This window comes from Enterococcus sp. RIT-PI-f (assembly GCF_001297065.1).
Taxonomy (GTDB): domain Bacteria; phylum Bacillota; class Bacilli; order Lactobacillales; family Enterococcaceae; genus Enterococcus_D.
In genome coordinates, this window is the sequence record NZ_LHOX01000009.1 from 22,285 (window position 1) to 37,008 (window position 14,724).

15 protein-coding genes and 1 riboswitch are annotated in these 14,724 nt (G+C 45.0%); of the genes, 14 read left to right on the plus strand and 1 reads right to left on the minus strand.

What is annotated here, in order from left to right:
- Positions 1–66: 66 nt before the first annotated feature.
- The 3 genes from glmU (at position 67) to thiT (ending at position 3,415) form a co-directional block, all read left to right on the plus strand.
- The gene (gene glmU / locus AEQ18_RS02780) at positions 67–1,446 is read left to right on the plus strand and encodes a bifunctional UDP-N-acetylglucosamine diphosphorylase/glucosamine-1-phosphate N-acetyltransferase GlmU (protein WP_054114839.1); all 1,380 of its coding nucleotides are present in this window, start codon (positions 67–69) and stop codon (positions 1,444–1,446) included.
- Positions 1,447–1,557: 111 nt separating this feature from the next.
- Positions 1,558–2,532 carry a ribose-phosphate diphosphokinase gene (locus AEQ18_RS02785; protein ID WP_054114840.1) on the plus strand — a complete coding sequence of 325 codons (975 nt, stop codon included), beginning with the start codon at positions 1,558–1,560 and terminating at the stop codon, positions 2,530–2,532.
- 156 nt (positions 2,533–2,688) lie between these two features.
- A riboswitch (TPP riboswitch) is annotated at positions 2,689–2,790 on the plus strand.
- Positions 2,791–2,842: 52 nt separating this feature from the next.
- A complete protein-coding gene (thiT, locus tag AEQ18_RS02790; RefSeq protein WP_054114841.1) occupies positions 2,843–3,415 on the plus strand; it encodes an energy-coupled thiamine transporter ThiT in 573 nt (190 codons plus the stop codon).
- A gap of 33 nt (positions 3,416–3,448) precedes the next feature.
- On the opposite strand, the gene AEQ18_RS02795 is transcribed toward thiT, so the two are convergent.
- The gene (locus tag AEQ18_RS02795; protein ID WP_054114842.1) at positions 3,449–4,237 is read right to left on the minus strand and encodes a hypothetical protein; all 789 of its coding nucleotides are present in this window, start codon (positions 4,235–4,237) and stop codon (positions 3,449–3,451) included.
- Between the two features lie 231 nt (positions 4,238–4,468).
- Between AEQ18_RS02795 and AEQ18_RS02800 the strand changes: the two genes are divergently transcribed.
- The 11 genes from AEQ18_RS02800 (at position 4,469) to rsmB (ending at position 14,722) form a co-directional block, all read left to right on the plus strand.
- Positions 4,469–5,182, plus strand: a complete 714-nt coding sequence (locus AEQ18_RS02800; protein ID WP_054114843.1) for a class A sortase — start codon at positions 4,469–4,471, stop codon at positions 5,180–5,182.
- A gap of 73 nt (positions 5,183–5,255) precedes the next feature.
- A complete protein-coding gene (locus tag AEQ18_RS02805; RefSeq protein WP_054114844.1) occupies positions 5,256–6,926 on the plus strand; it encodes a patatin-like phospholipase family protein in 1,671 nt (556 codons plus the stop codon).
- Complete coding sequence (locus AEQ18_RS02810; protein ID WP_054114845.1) at positions 6,907–7,122, plus strand: YdbC family protein; 216 nt, start codon at positions 6,907–6,909, stop codon at positions 7,120–7,122. Before AEQ18_RS02805 ends, AEQ18_RS02810 begins: the two co-directional genes overlap by 20 nt.
- A 45-nt stretch (positions 7,123–7,167) precedes the next feature.
- Positions 7,168–8,052, plus strand: coding sequence for a YicC/YloC family endoribonuclease (locus AEQ18_RS02815; protein ID WP_054114846.1), 885 nt, complete (start codon positions 7,168–7,170; stop codon positions 8,050–8,052).
- Between the two features lie 12 nt (positions 8,053–8,064).
- Positions 8,065–8,346, plus strand: coding sequence for a hypothetical protein (locus tag AEQ18_RS02820; RefSeq protein WP_054114847.1), 282 nt, complete (start codon positions 8,065–8,067; stop codon positions 8,344–8,346).
- Between the two features lie 126 nt (positions 8,347–8,472).
- On the plus strand, positions 8,473–9,087 hold the full coding sequence (gmk, locus tag AEQ18_RS02825; RefSeq protein ID WP_054114848.1) for a guanylate kinase: 615 nt from the start codon (positions 8,473–8,475) through the stop codon (positions 9,085–9,087).
- A 5-nt stretch (positions 9,088–9,092) separates the two neighbouring features.
- The gene (rpoZ, locus tag AEQ18_RS02830; protein WP_054114849.1) at positions 9,093–9,398 is read left to right on the plus strand and encodes a DNA-directed RNA polymerase subunit omega; all 306 of its coding nucleotides are present in this window, start codon (positions 9,093–9,095) and stop codon (positions 9,396–9,398) included.
- 125 nt (positions 9,399–9,523) lie between these two features.
- Positions 9,524–11,926: a primosomal protein N' gene (gene priA / locus AEQ18_RS02835; RefSeq protein WP_054114850.1), complete on the plus strand. Its 2,403-nt coding sequence runs from the start codon at positions 9,524–9,526 to the stop codon at positions 11,924–11,926.
- Between the two features lie 10 nt (positions 11,927–11,936).
- A complete protein-coding gene (gene def, locus AEQ18_RS02840; RefSeq protein ID WP_054114851.1) occupies positions 11,937–12,428 on the plus strand; it encodes a peptide deformylase in 492 nt (163 codons plus the stop codon).
- Positions 12,421–13,374 carry a methionyl-tRNA formyltransferase gene (fmt, locus tag AEQ18_RS02845; protein ID WP_054114852.1) on the plus strand — a complete coding sequence of 318 codons (954 nt, stop codon included), beginning with the start codon at positions 12,421–12,423 and terminating at the stop codon, positions 13,372–13,374. Before def ends, fmt begins: the two co-directional genes overlap by 8 nt.
- Positions 13,364–14,722 (plus strand): 16S rRNA (cytosine(967)-C(5))-methyltransferase RsmB, encoded by a 1,359-nt coding sequence (gene rsmB / locus AEQ18_RS02850; protein ID WP_054114853.1) that lies wholly within the window; start codon positions 13,364–13,366, stop codon positions 14,720–14,722. The genes fmt and rsmB overlap by 11 nt, the downstream gene beginning before the upstream one ends.
- The last annotated feature ends 2 nt before the right edge of the window (positions 14,723–14,724 follow it).

Genomic DNA, 14,724 nt, shown 5'->3' on the forward strand with positions numbered 1-14,724 from the left:
TGGGCTAAACTAATTGTAGGATAAACCAAAGGGCAGAATATGTCCCAATCGATAGGAGTGGAATACGTGGAAGCACGTTATGCAATTATTTTGGCAGCTGGTAAAGGCACACGCATGAAATCAAAGTTATACAAAGTCTTACATCCAGTTTGCGGGAAACCAATGGTCGAGCATATTATGAATCGTGTGGCTGAAACTGCACCTGAAGAGATCGTTACGATCGTCGGTCACGGCGCAGAAATGGTGAAAGAACAACTAGGGGACCGCACACAATACGCCCTTCAAGCTGAGCAGTTAGGGACAGGGCATGCAGTTGTCCAAGCTGAAACATTTTTGAAAGGCAAAAAAGGGACAACACTTGTGATTAGCGGGGATACACCGCTTTTAACGACCGAAACATTGAACAATTTGTTTGATTACCATCAAGGCAAAAACGCCTCAGCCACAATTTTAACTGCCCAAGCAGACGATCCAACCGGTTATGGCCGTATTTTGCGTGATCATGTCGGCATCGTAGAGAAAATCGTTGAGCAAAAAGATGCTACAACGGAGGAAGCACTAGTCAAAGAAATCAATACAGGCACGTACTGTTTTGATAATGAACTGCTTTTTGATGCCTTGGCAAAATTAGATACAGACAATGCACAAGGGGAATATTATCTAACGGACATTATCGAGATCTTGAAAGAAGAAGGCAAAATTATCGCGGCGTATCAAACCGAAGATTTCAATGAATCATTAGGCGTGAATGATCGCTTGGCATTGGCCGAAGCCAATCGATTGATGCGGATTCGTATCAATCAAACCCACATGCGCAATGGTGTCACGTTGATCGATCCGGCAACGACCTACATTGACGAAGGTGTTGTGATCGGTTCAGATACATTGATTGAAGCAGGGGTCGTGATCAAAGGTCAGACAACGATTGGCGATGACTGCATCATCACAGCCTCGTCGCAAATCATTGACAGTCAAATCAAGGATCATGTCACGATCAAAGCATCTGTTGTCGAAGAAAGTATCATTCATGCAGGAGCTGACGTGGGTCCTAATGCGCACTTGCGGCCAAAAGCTGAAATCATGGAAGGCGCCCATGTGGGCAACTTTGTTGAGATCAAAAATGCCACGATCGGCGAAGGAACCAAAGTGGGTCATTTAACCTATGTTGGGGATGCGACATTAGGCAAAAATATCAATGTCGGCTGTGGTGTCGTATTTGTCAATTATGATGGCAAGCATAAATTTAAAACAACTGTCGGCGACAACACCTTTATCGGTTCGGGTTCAAATTTGGTTGCACCATTGGCGATTGCTGAAGAAACGATGATCGCAGCAGGTTCCACGATTACCCAAGATGTGCCCAAGCACAGTATGGCGATTGCACGTGCCCGCCAAGAAAATAAAGCGGATTATGCAAAAAAACTGCCTTATCTAAATGAGAAATAGCGAAATGACTTGATTTATTCACGAAAAATGACTACTATTTATTAGGAAGAAGATTCTAGTAAAATAGTCGTCATTTTTTATTAGTTACACGTAAAGAAAGTGGAGGTTCTCATGTCAAATCATTATTTTGATCCAAGATTGAAGATTTTTTCTCTGAACTCAAATCGTCCTTTAGCGGAAAAAATCGCAGCTGCAGTAGGTGTCGAATTAGGTAAGTGTTCCGTAAAACAATTCAGCGATGGCGAAATCCAAGTGAATATCGAGGAAAGTATTCGCGGTTCACATGTCTATGTGATCCAATCGACCAGCAGTCCTGTAAATGATAACTTAATGGAATTGTTGATCATGATCGACGCATTGAAACGCGCAAGTGCGAAGACGATCAATGTGGTCATGCCTTATTACGGCTACGCTAGACAAGACCGAAAAGCACGTTCAAGAGAACCAATCACAGCAAAACTTGTAGCAAATATGATTGAAAAAGCCGGTGCGGACCGTATGGTGACACTTGACTTGCACGCATCGCAAATCCAAGGATTTTTCGATATGCCAGTCGATCATTTGATGGGTGCGCCATTGATTGCCAATTACTTTTTAGAACGCAATATCCAAGGAGATGACGTTGTTGTCGTTTCACCAGACCATGGTGGTGTGACACGTGCGCGCAAACTGGCTGAGTTTCTTAAATCACCCATTGCAATCATTGACAAACGTCGGCCTAAAGCCAATGTAGCTGAAGTCATGAATATTATTGGTCATGTTGAAGGCAAAACGTGTGTCTTGATCGATGATATGATCGATACGGCAGGAACCATTACACTAGCGGCCAATGCTTTGAAACAAGCCGGTGCCAAAAGTGTCTATGCCTCATGTACACACCCAGTATTGTCAGGCCCAGCTTTGGAACGGATCGAAGATTCTGCCATCGAACATTTGGTTGTGACTGACTCGATTTATTTGCCATCAGACCGCAAATCAGAAAAAATCGATGAAATCAGTGTTGGTGCGTTGATGGGCGAAGCCATCAAACGAATCCATGAGAACAAACCTGTAAGTCCATTGTTTGAATCAAAATTATCTATCTAATACTTGGTGTTCCTTCAAGTATGTTGTATCCTCCAGTTGACCGAGACAGCTGGAGGATTTTTATATTTGATTGGTATCGGAACAATAACGCTTCTTTTTTTACAGAAGTATGATATGCTATGAGAGGACTTACAGTCCAAAAAAAACAAATAGAATCTAATCACAAAGGGGAGCCTGAAAAGGCTGAGAATGAGTATACTCTAAACCCTTCGTACCTGTTTCGGTCATACGAACGTAGGAATTGTGACGAGTTGAAGTGTCTGACACTTCTCCTTTGTGAATTGTGATGATTCGAAAAGGAGGAGTTTTTTTGACGAAAAAAATGGATCTGCGGGTATGGACGGAAGGGACGATGATTGCGGCGCTTGGGGTGGCATTGTCTTTTATTCCAGTACAATCGGTCAATGCAGGGTTGGATCTCTCGCTGGGATTGGTTCCTTTGGTCTTGTATTCCTATCGCCGCGGTTTTGTGCCTGGTGTGACAGCTGGCTTCATGTGGGGGCTATTGAACATACTGGTGGGTAGTGCTATGAAAAATTTCATCAGCGTCCCACAAATTATTTTTGAATATCCTTTTGCCTTTGCATTTGGTGGATTTGGCGGGTTGTTTGCCAATCGGATCCAACAAGCACTGCGGAACAAAGCCAATATCGCTTATTGGTATATCGGGATTGGTGGATTTATCGCCGTGGTTTGCCGCTGGTTCTGGCATTTCTGGGCGGGGGTATTTGTTTGGGGAATGTATGCACCAGAAGGTCAAAGCCCCTATGTTTATTCACTGATTTTTAATGGCGGGTCCGTAGTGATCAACACCATATATGTTAGTGTTGTGCTGATATTATTAGCCAAAACCGCACCAAAATTATTTTTGCCGAAAGCATAAAATAAAAAATGTCATGCCCGCGAGTCGTGTGGGTCATGACATTTTTTTGTCCATAAAGCCAAAAGCTAGATCTTCTTGATCAATATCTAGTGTCCATTTTTTTTGGTTGGCGTAGTAGCGCAACACGGCAATTTGATCAAGGGAACTTTTGTTGACTTGGCTGCTTTTCAAACCGGAGTCTTCCATCAGATAAATCGGGATCGTGAATGTTTTGTCGATCAATTGATCTTGGCTCAAGCAGAATAAGACACCTTCTTGCATGACACTGCGGAGTTCTTTCAGTAGATTGAAGTCTAATTTTTCGACAGAAACAGCTTTTTTGAAGAAAGAAATACGGTCGTTGATTTTTTCTAAGACGATTCGGGTGATTCGATCGGCTAAAATGCGGTAATACTCGTCTAAATAGCGGTAATATACACGGGAGCGGTTGTCTTTCAAATCAAAAAAGACAAAGTTGTTTTGCAATTTATAAAAAAACGGTGAATGCAAGTGGGTTTTCATATGACCAAAATATAACAGTTCTGAAATCTCTAATGGCGTGAGTTCTTTCAACATATCGAAATCATTGAAATCGACCCATTTCATTTCTTCCGTGACGCGTCCTTTGTTCAATTGTTGGAAGAAAAGTTGCACATTTTCGATGCCGCGAATCACTTTGAGGCCAGTGTGGCCGTCAAATTCACCAAATTCGCTGGAAGGATCAAGCAAAAGCAGATTCTTGGGTTGATGCACAATGCTCTTGTTGAAATCTTGGGGGGCAAGCCCACGGGTCAAGACGGCATTGCTGGTTGTATCTATATGTACGTAAATCGTATTGGACATGCCGGTTGATCCCTCCTATGTAATATGTTCATTCTACAACAAAGCGCTGAAAAATGCTTGTATCTTTTCGTTTAAAGTTATATTACAAAATAACAGAAAAAACAATTTTTAAGCTCCACCCCCCTCTTTGCCTAAACATTTCTTTTCTTTTGGTAAAATAACTGAGCAAAATTGGCGCTATCAAGAGGTTTTTGGTATGATAAAAGGAGATAAAAATTGGAGAGATATGAGATGAAAAAAAAGAAGAGATTCAGGCGCTGGCTCAGCAATCTTTTTTTGTTATTATTGCTTTTAGTTGGACTAGTGCTGGTATTCAACAATCAAATCAAAAACTTCTTTATCAAGCAGACCGGGGATGCATACGCGGTCAGTGAGATCAGTCGTGCCGATGTCGAAAAAAACATGGAAGCTGACACGACATTTGATTTCGATGCAGTGGAGCCGGCCAGTTCAGAAGCAGTGCTGAGAGCGCAACTCAGCAATAAAGTATTGCCTGTGATCGGGGGCGTAGCGATCCCAAGTGTGGCGATCAACTTACCGATTTTCAAAGGATTATCCAATGAAGCCTTATTATATGGTGCAGGGACTTTGAGCCCTACGCAGCAAATGGGTGAAGGCAATTATGCCTTAGCCAGTCACCGCGCACAATCGCCGGAACTGTTGTTTACACCTTTAGATGATGTGGCGATCGGCGCAACGATTTACATCACTGATCTGGAGAATATTTATACCTACACCGCGACTTCAACAGTGCGGGTCGAGCCAACAGATGTCTATCTTTTAGACGAAGTGGAAGGACGCAAAATGATCACATTGATTACCTGCGGCGAAATGGGTGGTATCACTCGGCGGGTCGTGCAAGGGGATCTGCAAGCAGTGACACCTGTTGCTGAAGCCACATCAGATATGTTGGCTGCATTTAATATGGCACAACGAACATTTTAACGTGAAGAATAGCGAGTGGTAGGTCAACAGCCGTGTCATTCGGCTATTCTTTTGTTCTTTAAGGAGGTTTTTGATGAAAGCCAAAAAAGTAACGACCGTCGATTTCGTTTTGCAACGCAAGGCGTTTCAAGAAAGCCAACTGACCTTTTCATTCTTTGACAGTCATTCTGCAGGCAGGGCGTATTTTGGCCAGCACATAGAAGAGCAAGGCTGGCAGATCAACACACGTCAAGGCCGTTTGTACCTCAGTTACCGTCTTGAAGAAAATCAAATGATCATTTATGATTTGTTGCATGAAGCCGATACGCAGTTTTCCTGGCAAAAATACACGGGGGTTGTCGAAAGTTTTGCCCGCAGTCGATTTGCCGCAAGTGTCTGTTGGCGATTGCCTGACCATCCGCTATTGTCGGAGTTTTTCACCCAGCAAGGCTATCAAAAGGTGGCAGCCGGCTTTCAAAAAACATTGGTTTATAATACAGCCTTGGTTTTAGGTGGCGGCGGGGCTCATGGCGCATATCAAATAGGGGTCTGGCAAGCGCTGCAAGAGCGCGGCATCAATTTCAAGTGGATCACTGGTACCTCGGTGGGGGCGTTGAATGGCGCGTTGATTTTAATGAATGATGTCGAAGCGGCCGTGGACTTGTGGGCCAATATTTCAAGCGCCAAAGTCTTGCAGTATCCGTTAGCAGAAGCCAAGGCGCAGACGCTGCGAGAAATGATGGACCAGACCCATTCCTTAGTGACGACCGCATTGAGGACCAATGGCGCAAGTACGGCACCGTTGGCCGCTTTATTGGCTTCCGTATTTGATCCAGAAAAATTTGCGCAAACGACGAGGCAACTGCTGATTTGTACCACGCGACTGCCTGATTTCAAAGAAACGATTTATACCTTTGATCCTGCAGATACGGCAGAGAACTTGCAATGGCTGTTGGCTTCAGCATCTTTCTACCCGGCGATGCAAGCCCAGCAAATCAATGGCACTTATTATATCGATGGCGGCTACCGCAATAATCTGCCGATCGATGTAGCCATTGCACAAGGCGCAACAGAATGTATCACCGTGGATGTCCAAGGACCCGGCGTCAATAAAAAAATCAATGTGTCGGAAAATATCGCGCAAATTTCTCTCGGTTCCCCGTGGACGATGGGCAGCTTCTTGATCTTTGATGCCCAAAGGTCTTTAGACAATATGACCTTGGGCTATTTGGAAACGTTGAAAACCTTTGGCAAGTACCAAGGCTATTGGTATACTTTTGAGAAAGATGCCCAGTTCCAGCGTCCATGGCGACAGTGTTTGCGTTGGTTGAAGCAAGAGCACGCGTATCTATACGAAGAAATCAAAAAAACTGATTTCTTAAAAAAACTGCGTAAATTTTATCAAGGGGATATCCCAGTGGCCGAGTGGGGACGGATCTTGTTGGAGTGCAGCGCCAAGACGTTACATTTGCCGCCAACAGTCATTTATGAACCAGTAACGATGACCCAAGGCATTGCCAAAAAAATTGCGCAAGAAGCCAATGGCGGTAGCGAAGCGTGGTCCATCAGTGAGTGGCTGACCTTTTATAAAGACCGTTTTTACCTTTTATCGGAGCAAAATCGTTTTTTGTTCTTTTATCGAACACAAGCCTTATCCACACCTGCATTGCAGCAAATCCGCCGGCGATATCTTCTGCTTGCGACGCTTGCTGCTTATAGTTATTATCTTTTGAAAGGAGATAGAGATGGAGAAATTTTCTTATGAAATCGTTGAAGAGATTGCCGTTTTGTCAGAAAACCCGAAAGGATGGCGCAAAGAATTGAACTTGGTCAGTTGGAGCGGCCGGCCGCCGAAGTTTGACTTGCGAGATTGGGCACCTGATCATGAAAAAATGGGCAAAGGCATCACATTGTCCAATGAGGAATTTGAAGGGTTGAAAAAGGCATTGGCGTCAATGTAGTCGCCAACCGCCAAGTCAGGTACGACCAAGAAAGGACGTCAACAGATGAAAAGTATGACAGGTTTTGGCAAGGGCAGTGCGGATACACCAGCTGGTCAAATCGAAGTAGAGATCAAAAGTGTCAATCAGCGCTTTTTTGATTTACAATTACGCATGCCTAAGCAATTGAATACCATCGAGAGCACGATCAGACAACAAATCAAGCAGACCCTGCAACGCGGGCGCATCGAACTGTATGTCACGATAAAAGAGACCGCAGCGCAGCAGAAACAAATCAATATTCAATGGGATCTATTGTCGGCATTTATGGAAGAAGTAGAAACAGAAGCAAAGCAACGTTTTGGCCTCACTGATTTGCCTAGGGAACAATTATTGGAGCGCTTTTTGACCAATGACGCTTTTTTGTCTGTATCGGACAATGAACCAGAGGAAAATCAGCTCACATCAGGGGTCTTGGCTGCGTTGACGGACGCGTTAGCCGCTATCGAGAGTAGTCGCCAAGCAGAGGGTGCTGGCATTTTGCAAGTGTTGCAAGAGAATCAGCAGCAACTGCAAGACAAACTGGCGGAGTTGGCGCAATTTGTCGCTGTCTATGAGGCGGATTACCAAGCCCGTTTTGAGAAAAAATTGACCGCTTATCTTGGGGAAACTGTCGATCAAGATCGCTTGCTGACAGAGCTAGCCTTGCTATTGGAGCGTGGCGACATCCACGAAGAAATCGATCGTCTAGGCATCCACTTGACAACAATGACCAGTTTATTGGCCACTGAAACGCCGGTCGGTCGGGAGTTGGATTTTTTGATCCAGGAAATGAATCGCGAAGTCAATACGATCGGCTCGAAATCAGGCGCGATCACCATCAAAAATCACGTCGTTCAAATGAAGACGATCCTAGAAAAAATCCGCGAACAAATCCAAAATATTGAGTAGGAGGAAGCATCAATGACATATTACGATATCACTTTTCATGAATTAAGCGGCAAAAGTATCATCAAACGGAGTGTCCCTTCGGACAAAACAAATTTCGATGCATGGCAAGATGCTTGTGCAGCCATCGAACCCGATTTTTTGCATATTCTAGTCAATGGAGATGCCGTTTCGTTGAACCGACGCTATATCGTGCGTATTGATTGCCAAGAAGTATCAGATCCAACTGAAAAAGCCATCACCGCAAAGGATGAATTGGCAGGTGTCATCAATACCTTGAGCAATATGGGCTTTTGATGAGAATCCCGCAGACTAGGGACTAGCTATTTCATAAAATTCCCATTATAATAAAGTAGTTCTTGAAAGTTGCTGAAAAAAAGTGCAAAATAGACGTTAAGCAAATGTCAGTGAAAGGACGTCATTATGTCAGAGCGAGGATTACTTATAGTTTTATCAGGGCCTTCTGGAGTAGGCAAAGGCACCGTTAGAAAGGCGATTTTTGAACGTGATGACAACGATTTTCAATATTCGGTGTCAATGACAACACGCCAACAACGCCCAGGAGAAGTCGAAGGTGTAGATTATTATTTCCGCAGTCGCGAGGAGTTTGAAGCCTTGATCGAGGCCGGCGAAATGTTGGAGTATGCCGAATATGTCGGCAATTATTATGGCACACCATTGTCTTATGTCAGACAGACCTTAGACCAAGGAAAAGATGTTTTCTTGGAGATAGAAGTACAAGGGGCTAAACAAGTCAAAGACAACGTACCCGACGGAGTCTTTATTTTCTTGACGCCGCCTGATCTGGCCGAATTACGCTCTCGTATTACAGGAAGAGGGACCGACTCTGCCGAAGTGATCGATGAACGCATGCGGGTGGCCCGCGAAGAAATCGAAATGATGGCATTATATGATTATGCTGTTGTGAATGATGAAGTCCCCAAGGCAGTCGATCGGATCCGCGAGATCATTTCTAGTGAACATTTTCGCGTCGACCGAGTGATCGGAACCTATATCAAAATGTTAGAGGAGCTGTAAGAAAAATGATGTTAAAACCTTCAATCGATTCATTATTGGATCGTGTCAATTCAAAATATTCATTGGTGATCCTAGCCAGCAAACGTGCCCATGAGCTAGATGCCGGTGCCCAAGCAACATTGGAATCTTTTGACTCAGTCAAAAGTGTTGGCCAAGCATTAGAAGAAATCGAGGCAGAAATGGTCGTAAACGATCCGCATCCAGAAATCAAACGTGCCCGTTTGAAAATGGAGCAAGAAGAACGTAAAGCGCTAAAAGACCAAGAACAAAAAGAATTAGAAGCGCGCATTCGTGACGAACAAAAGCTTTAAACAAAACAGCTGGAGCACGCCTGTGTTCCGGCTTTTTATTTGGTTTGCCGATCGTTAAATTTTTGTAAGGGATACAGACAAACAGACAGCTATTTAGTAAAATAGAGCCTAAAGGAGGAGCAGAGATGACGCACATAGCAGAAGTCATCGTGGATGTCCCCACGATGCAGACCGACCAGCCGTTTACATATGAAGTACCAACTGAATTACAAGCTGTCATCGAAACTGGGATGCGTGTGGAAGTCCCCTTTGGCCAAGGCGATCGCCACATCCAAGGCTTCGTCGTTGGATTGTCACAGATAGCAAAGATTGACCAGCCATTGAAACCAATCACGCGGTTGTTGGATCTTTCGCCAGTAGTCAATGATGAGCTGCTCCAACTCGCTGATTATATGAAGCAAACCACATTCGCCTTCAAAATCACTTGCTTGCAAACGATGTTGCCGAGTGTGATGAAGGCCGAATACCAAAAACAAATCGTTTTGTTAGATGACAGCCACCAGATTCGCAGTTATTTTCCAGAAAACGGGGTACTAAGCTGGCAAGATGCTGAAGCAGCTGGTTTGCTGCCGCGTTTAAAACCATTACGGTCAGCTGCCGTAGTAGAAGTACAGTACTTAGTCAAAAATAAGAACAAAGCCAAAATGATCCGCTACGTGCAACGACAAATCGATCCGGCAGTGATTCCTGATATCGTGGATCAGTTGCGTAAAGGGTCGACCCGAAAAGCAGCGCTCTTACACATTTTGTCACAGGAAGCCTATTTGCCGGTTTCCTTTTTTACCGAAAATGGCATTTCTTCTGCTGTCTTGAATCAAGGGGAAGCAGAAGGGTGGTTGACCTTCAAAGAAGTGGAAGCCTACCGAGATCCTTTCAAGGACCATGACTTTCAAAAAACCAGCCCACTTGAATTAAATACCGATCAAATAAAAGCAGTGACGGCTATCACAGCAGCCGTGCAAAACAAGCAAGCCCAAACCTTTTTATTGGAGGGCATCACTGGCAGCGGTAAAACTGAAGTCTATCTCCAAACGATTGCTCAGTTGCTGGAACAAGGCAAAACAGCGATCATGCTCGTACCTGAAATTGCATTGACACCTCAGATGGTGGAACGCTTCAAGAGCCGTCTAGGCAATGCCGTCGCGGTCTTGCACAGTGGCTTGTCGCAAGGCGAAAAGTATGATGAGTGGCGCAAGATCGAACGAGGTGAAGCGCAAGTCGTGGTTGGTGCCCGATCAGCTATTTTTGCTCCGTTGAAAAATATTGGGGTGATCATCGTTGATGAAGAACATGAAGCGACATACAAACAAGAAGAAGCCCCCCGTTACCATGCACGAGATTTAGCCATTTGGCGTGGCTCTTATCACCATTGCCCTGTTGTGCTAGGCAGTGCAACGCCTTCACTGGAATCGCGGGCCCGGGCACAAAAAAATGTCTATCAGCTATTGCGCTTGAACCAACGGGCAAAAGCCAATGCCCAACTGCCGACAATCGATGTCGTAGATATGCGGACTGAGTTTGCGCAAAAACAATACCAAACCTTTTCAAAACTGCTCCAGGAAAAAATCGTTGATCGTTTGGCGCGTAAAGAACAAATCGTCTTGTTGTTGAACCGCAGAGGCTATTCTTCCTTCGTGATGTGTCGCGACTGCGGCTATGTTTTACCCTGTCCCAATTGCGATATTTCTTTGACCTTGCATATGGATACAAAAACGATGCGCTGCCACTACTGCGGCCATGAAGAACACATTCCGCATCGTTGCCCCAACTGTCAAGCCGACAAGATCCGTTATTATGGAACGGGTACCCAAAAAGTGGAAGAAGAACTGCATGAATTATTCCCAGAGGCGCGCGTGCTGCGGATGGATGTCGATACCACGCGTAAGAAAGGCGCACATGAGAAGATTTTAACGGCCTTTGGCGAAAAGAAAGCGGATATTTTACTGGGTACCCAAATGATTGCCAAAGGTTTGGATTTTCCCGATATTACTTTGGTAGGCGTCCTCAATGCTGACACAGCATTGAACTTGCCAGATTTTCGCTCCAGCGAGCGAACATTTCAATTGCTGACGCAGGTTAGTGGTCGGGCAGGACGAGCTGAAAAAACCGGTGAAGTAGTGATCCAGACTTTCAACCCAGAACACTATGCGATCCAATTGGCACAAACGCAGGATTATGAAGACTTTTATCAAAAAGAAATGTGGGTCCGCCATCAAAGCGGCTATCCGCCTTACTTTTATACCGTTAAAATTACGTGCAGCCATCCTGAAGAACAGGTGGCGGCCCAGAAAATGTTTGCCATCGCCCGCGACCTCAAACAAGAGCTTTCTCCGCAAAGTGTCTTATTGGGTCCGGCACCTAGTGCGATTTTGCGGATCAAAAACCGTTATTATTATCAACTGATCATCAAATATAAACAAGAACCGCAATTACCAGCAATGTTGACCCGTCTGTTGGATCAAAGTCAAATCGATCAGCGCAAAGGCCTATATGTGTCGATTGACCAAGAGCCGTTGAATTTTATTTAGAGGAGAAATTATGCGTTATCCAATTATATTAAATCCCGACGAACGTCTTCGTCGTAAAGCCAAACCTGTATCCGTGATCACAGATGAGCTGGTCCAGTTGTTAGATGATCTTTATGAGACGATGGTCGCCCATGACGGCATTGGCATCGCTGCACCGCAAGTTGGCAAAAATCTGCAAGTGGCTATCGTTGAAGTAGACGAAGACGATCGGTTTGAACTGATCAATCCTGAAATCATCGAAGCCAAAGGCGAAACGCTAGATGTTGAAGGCTGCTTAAGCATTCCCCACACATTCGGTACGGTCAAACGGGCGGATGAGATCACTGTCCGGTACTATGACCGTGAAGGAGAAGAAATGGAAGTGGAGGCTTTTGGCTATTTGGCGCGTGCCATGCAGCATGAAATCGATCATTTGAACGGGGTCTTATTTACCGATAAACTGATCGAACGTATTCCAGAAGAAGACCTAGAAAAATATATGGAGGAACATGACCATGACTAAAATCGTCTTTATGGGGACACCGGCTTTTTCAGTGCCGATCCTGGAAGGCTTGCTAGAAGAAGGCTACGACATCGCTGCAGTTGTGACACAACCAGACCGACCCGTCGGCCGTAAAAGAATCATCACACCGACACCAGTCAAAGAAGCTGCTTTGAAACACGGGTTACTTGTTTTGCAACCAGAAAAAATCAGCGGTTCTCCAGAAATGGAACAAATCAAGACGCTGGCGCCTGATTTATTGATCACGGCAGCTTTTGGCCAATTTCTGCCTAGCAGCTTGTTGGCAGTGCCTACACATGGTGCGCTGAATGTCCATGCATCATTGTTGCCGAAATATCGCGGCGGTGCGCCCGTTCATTATGCCATCATGGCAGGTGATCAAGAAACTGGCGTCACCATCATGGAAATGATCAAAAAGATGGATGCTGGCGGCATTTTTGCCCAAGAACGGTTACCAATCACCCCTCAAGATGATGTGGGTACGATGTTTGACAAACTAAGCGCACTAGGTAAAACGCTATTGCTGCAAACTTTGCCAAACATTTTATCGGGGGAATTGACACCTGTGCCTCAAGATGAAGATTTGGTGACCTACTCGCCAAATATCAGCCGAGAACAAGAAGCAATCGATTGGCGCAAAACAGCCCAGCAAATTGATGCACAAGTTAGAGGCATGCGGCCATGGCCTATCGCATTCACAATGTATCAAGACCAACGTTGGAAAATTTGGTCAGTGTCATCAGTAGCGCAAACGACAACTGCTGCGCCGGGTACGATCATTGAACGCAGCAAAAAAGAACTATTGATCGCTTGCGGATCAGGAACCGTTTTAGCAATCGATTCATTGCAACCGGCAGGCAAAGGCCAACAAGACATTGCTGCTTTTTTAAATGGTAGTGGACAACAGGTTCAGGTTGGACAAAAGGTCGGTGCATATGAAGCGTGATGTAGGAGATATTCAATATACCGTTCGATATGTAGCACTGGATGCACTGCTTAGGATCGAAAAAGGCGGGGCTTATTCCAATCTCTTATTGCGAGAGTTGATCAGCCAGGGGCGCTTAAACAGCAAAGATGGCCGCTTATTGACAGAATTGGTCTATGGTACAGTCAGCCGACAAATCTTGCTTGATTTTTATTTAGAACATTTTATCAAGGATGCCAAAAAAGTTGAAACATGGGTCAAATCTTTGTTGCGTTTGTCGCTATATCAATTATTGTATCTAGATAAAGTACCGGACCATGCGATTATTCATGAAGCAGTAGATATCGCGAAAGCCAAAGGCAATCCAGGTACAGGCAAGTTCGTGAATGGCGTCTTGCGCAATGTCCAAAGAAAAGGTGTACCAGCCGTTAAAGTGCTCAAAAAACCGCTCAAACGCTTGGCCACGGAGATCAGTATGCCCAAGTGGCTGACAGAACAATTGGTGGATCAAATCGGTATGGAAGAAACACGAGAGCTAGGGTATTCATTATTCGACCCGAATCACGCCAGCGGTCGGATTGACTTAGCGCGTATCTCTCAAGAGGCGGCGATCGCACAATTACAAGAAGAAGGTATCGATGCCAGACCTAGTGAAATCTCGCCTTATGGCATTATCGCCGATAAAGGCTTTTTGGCTGGTTCCTCCTTGTACCGATCGGGTATGCTGACGATTCAAGACGAAAGTTCTATGCTGGTGGCACCGGCATTACAGATTGCACCCGATCATAAGGTGTTGGACGCTTGTGCGGCACCTGGGGGCAAGACCACCCACATTGCTTCTTTCTTATCCGCAGAAGCCGGTGGTAAAGTGACGGCATTGGATATCCATGAGCATAAAGTGAAATTGATCCAGGAAAATGCGACCCGCTTGGACGTATCCTCTGTCGTTGAAGCGATGGTCTTAGATGCGCGTAAGGTCGCGGATACATTTCCTGCAGAATCTTTTGACCGAATCTTGGTAGATGCGCCTTGCTCCGGTTTAGGCCTGATGCGCCGCAAGCCAGACATCAAGTACAACAAAACAGCCGCTGATTTCGCGCGGTTGCCAGTCATTCAACGGGCAATTTTGGAAAGTGTTGCCCCAACACTGAAGAAATCGGGTATAATGGTGTACAGCACATGTACGATTCTTGCAGAAGAAAATCAACAAGTTGTGGCTGCCTTTTTGGCCGATCACCCAGAATTTGAGTTGTATGATATCGCAGTTGATCCTTTGGTGGCAACATCGATCAAAGACGGCTTATTAACGATTTATCCGCAAGATTTTATGACAGATGGCTTTTTTATCAGTTGTCTGCGCAAAAAGTAATG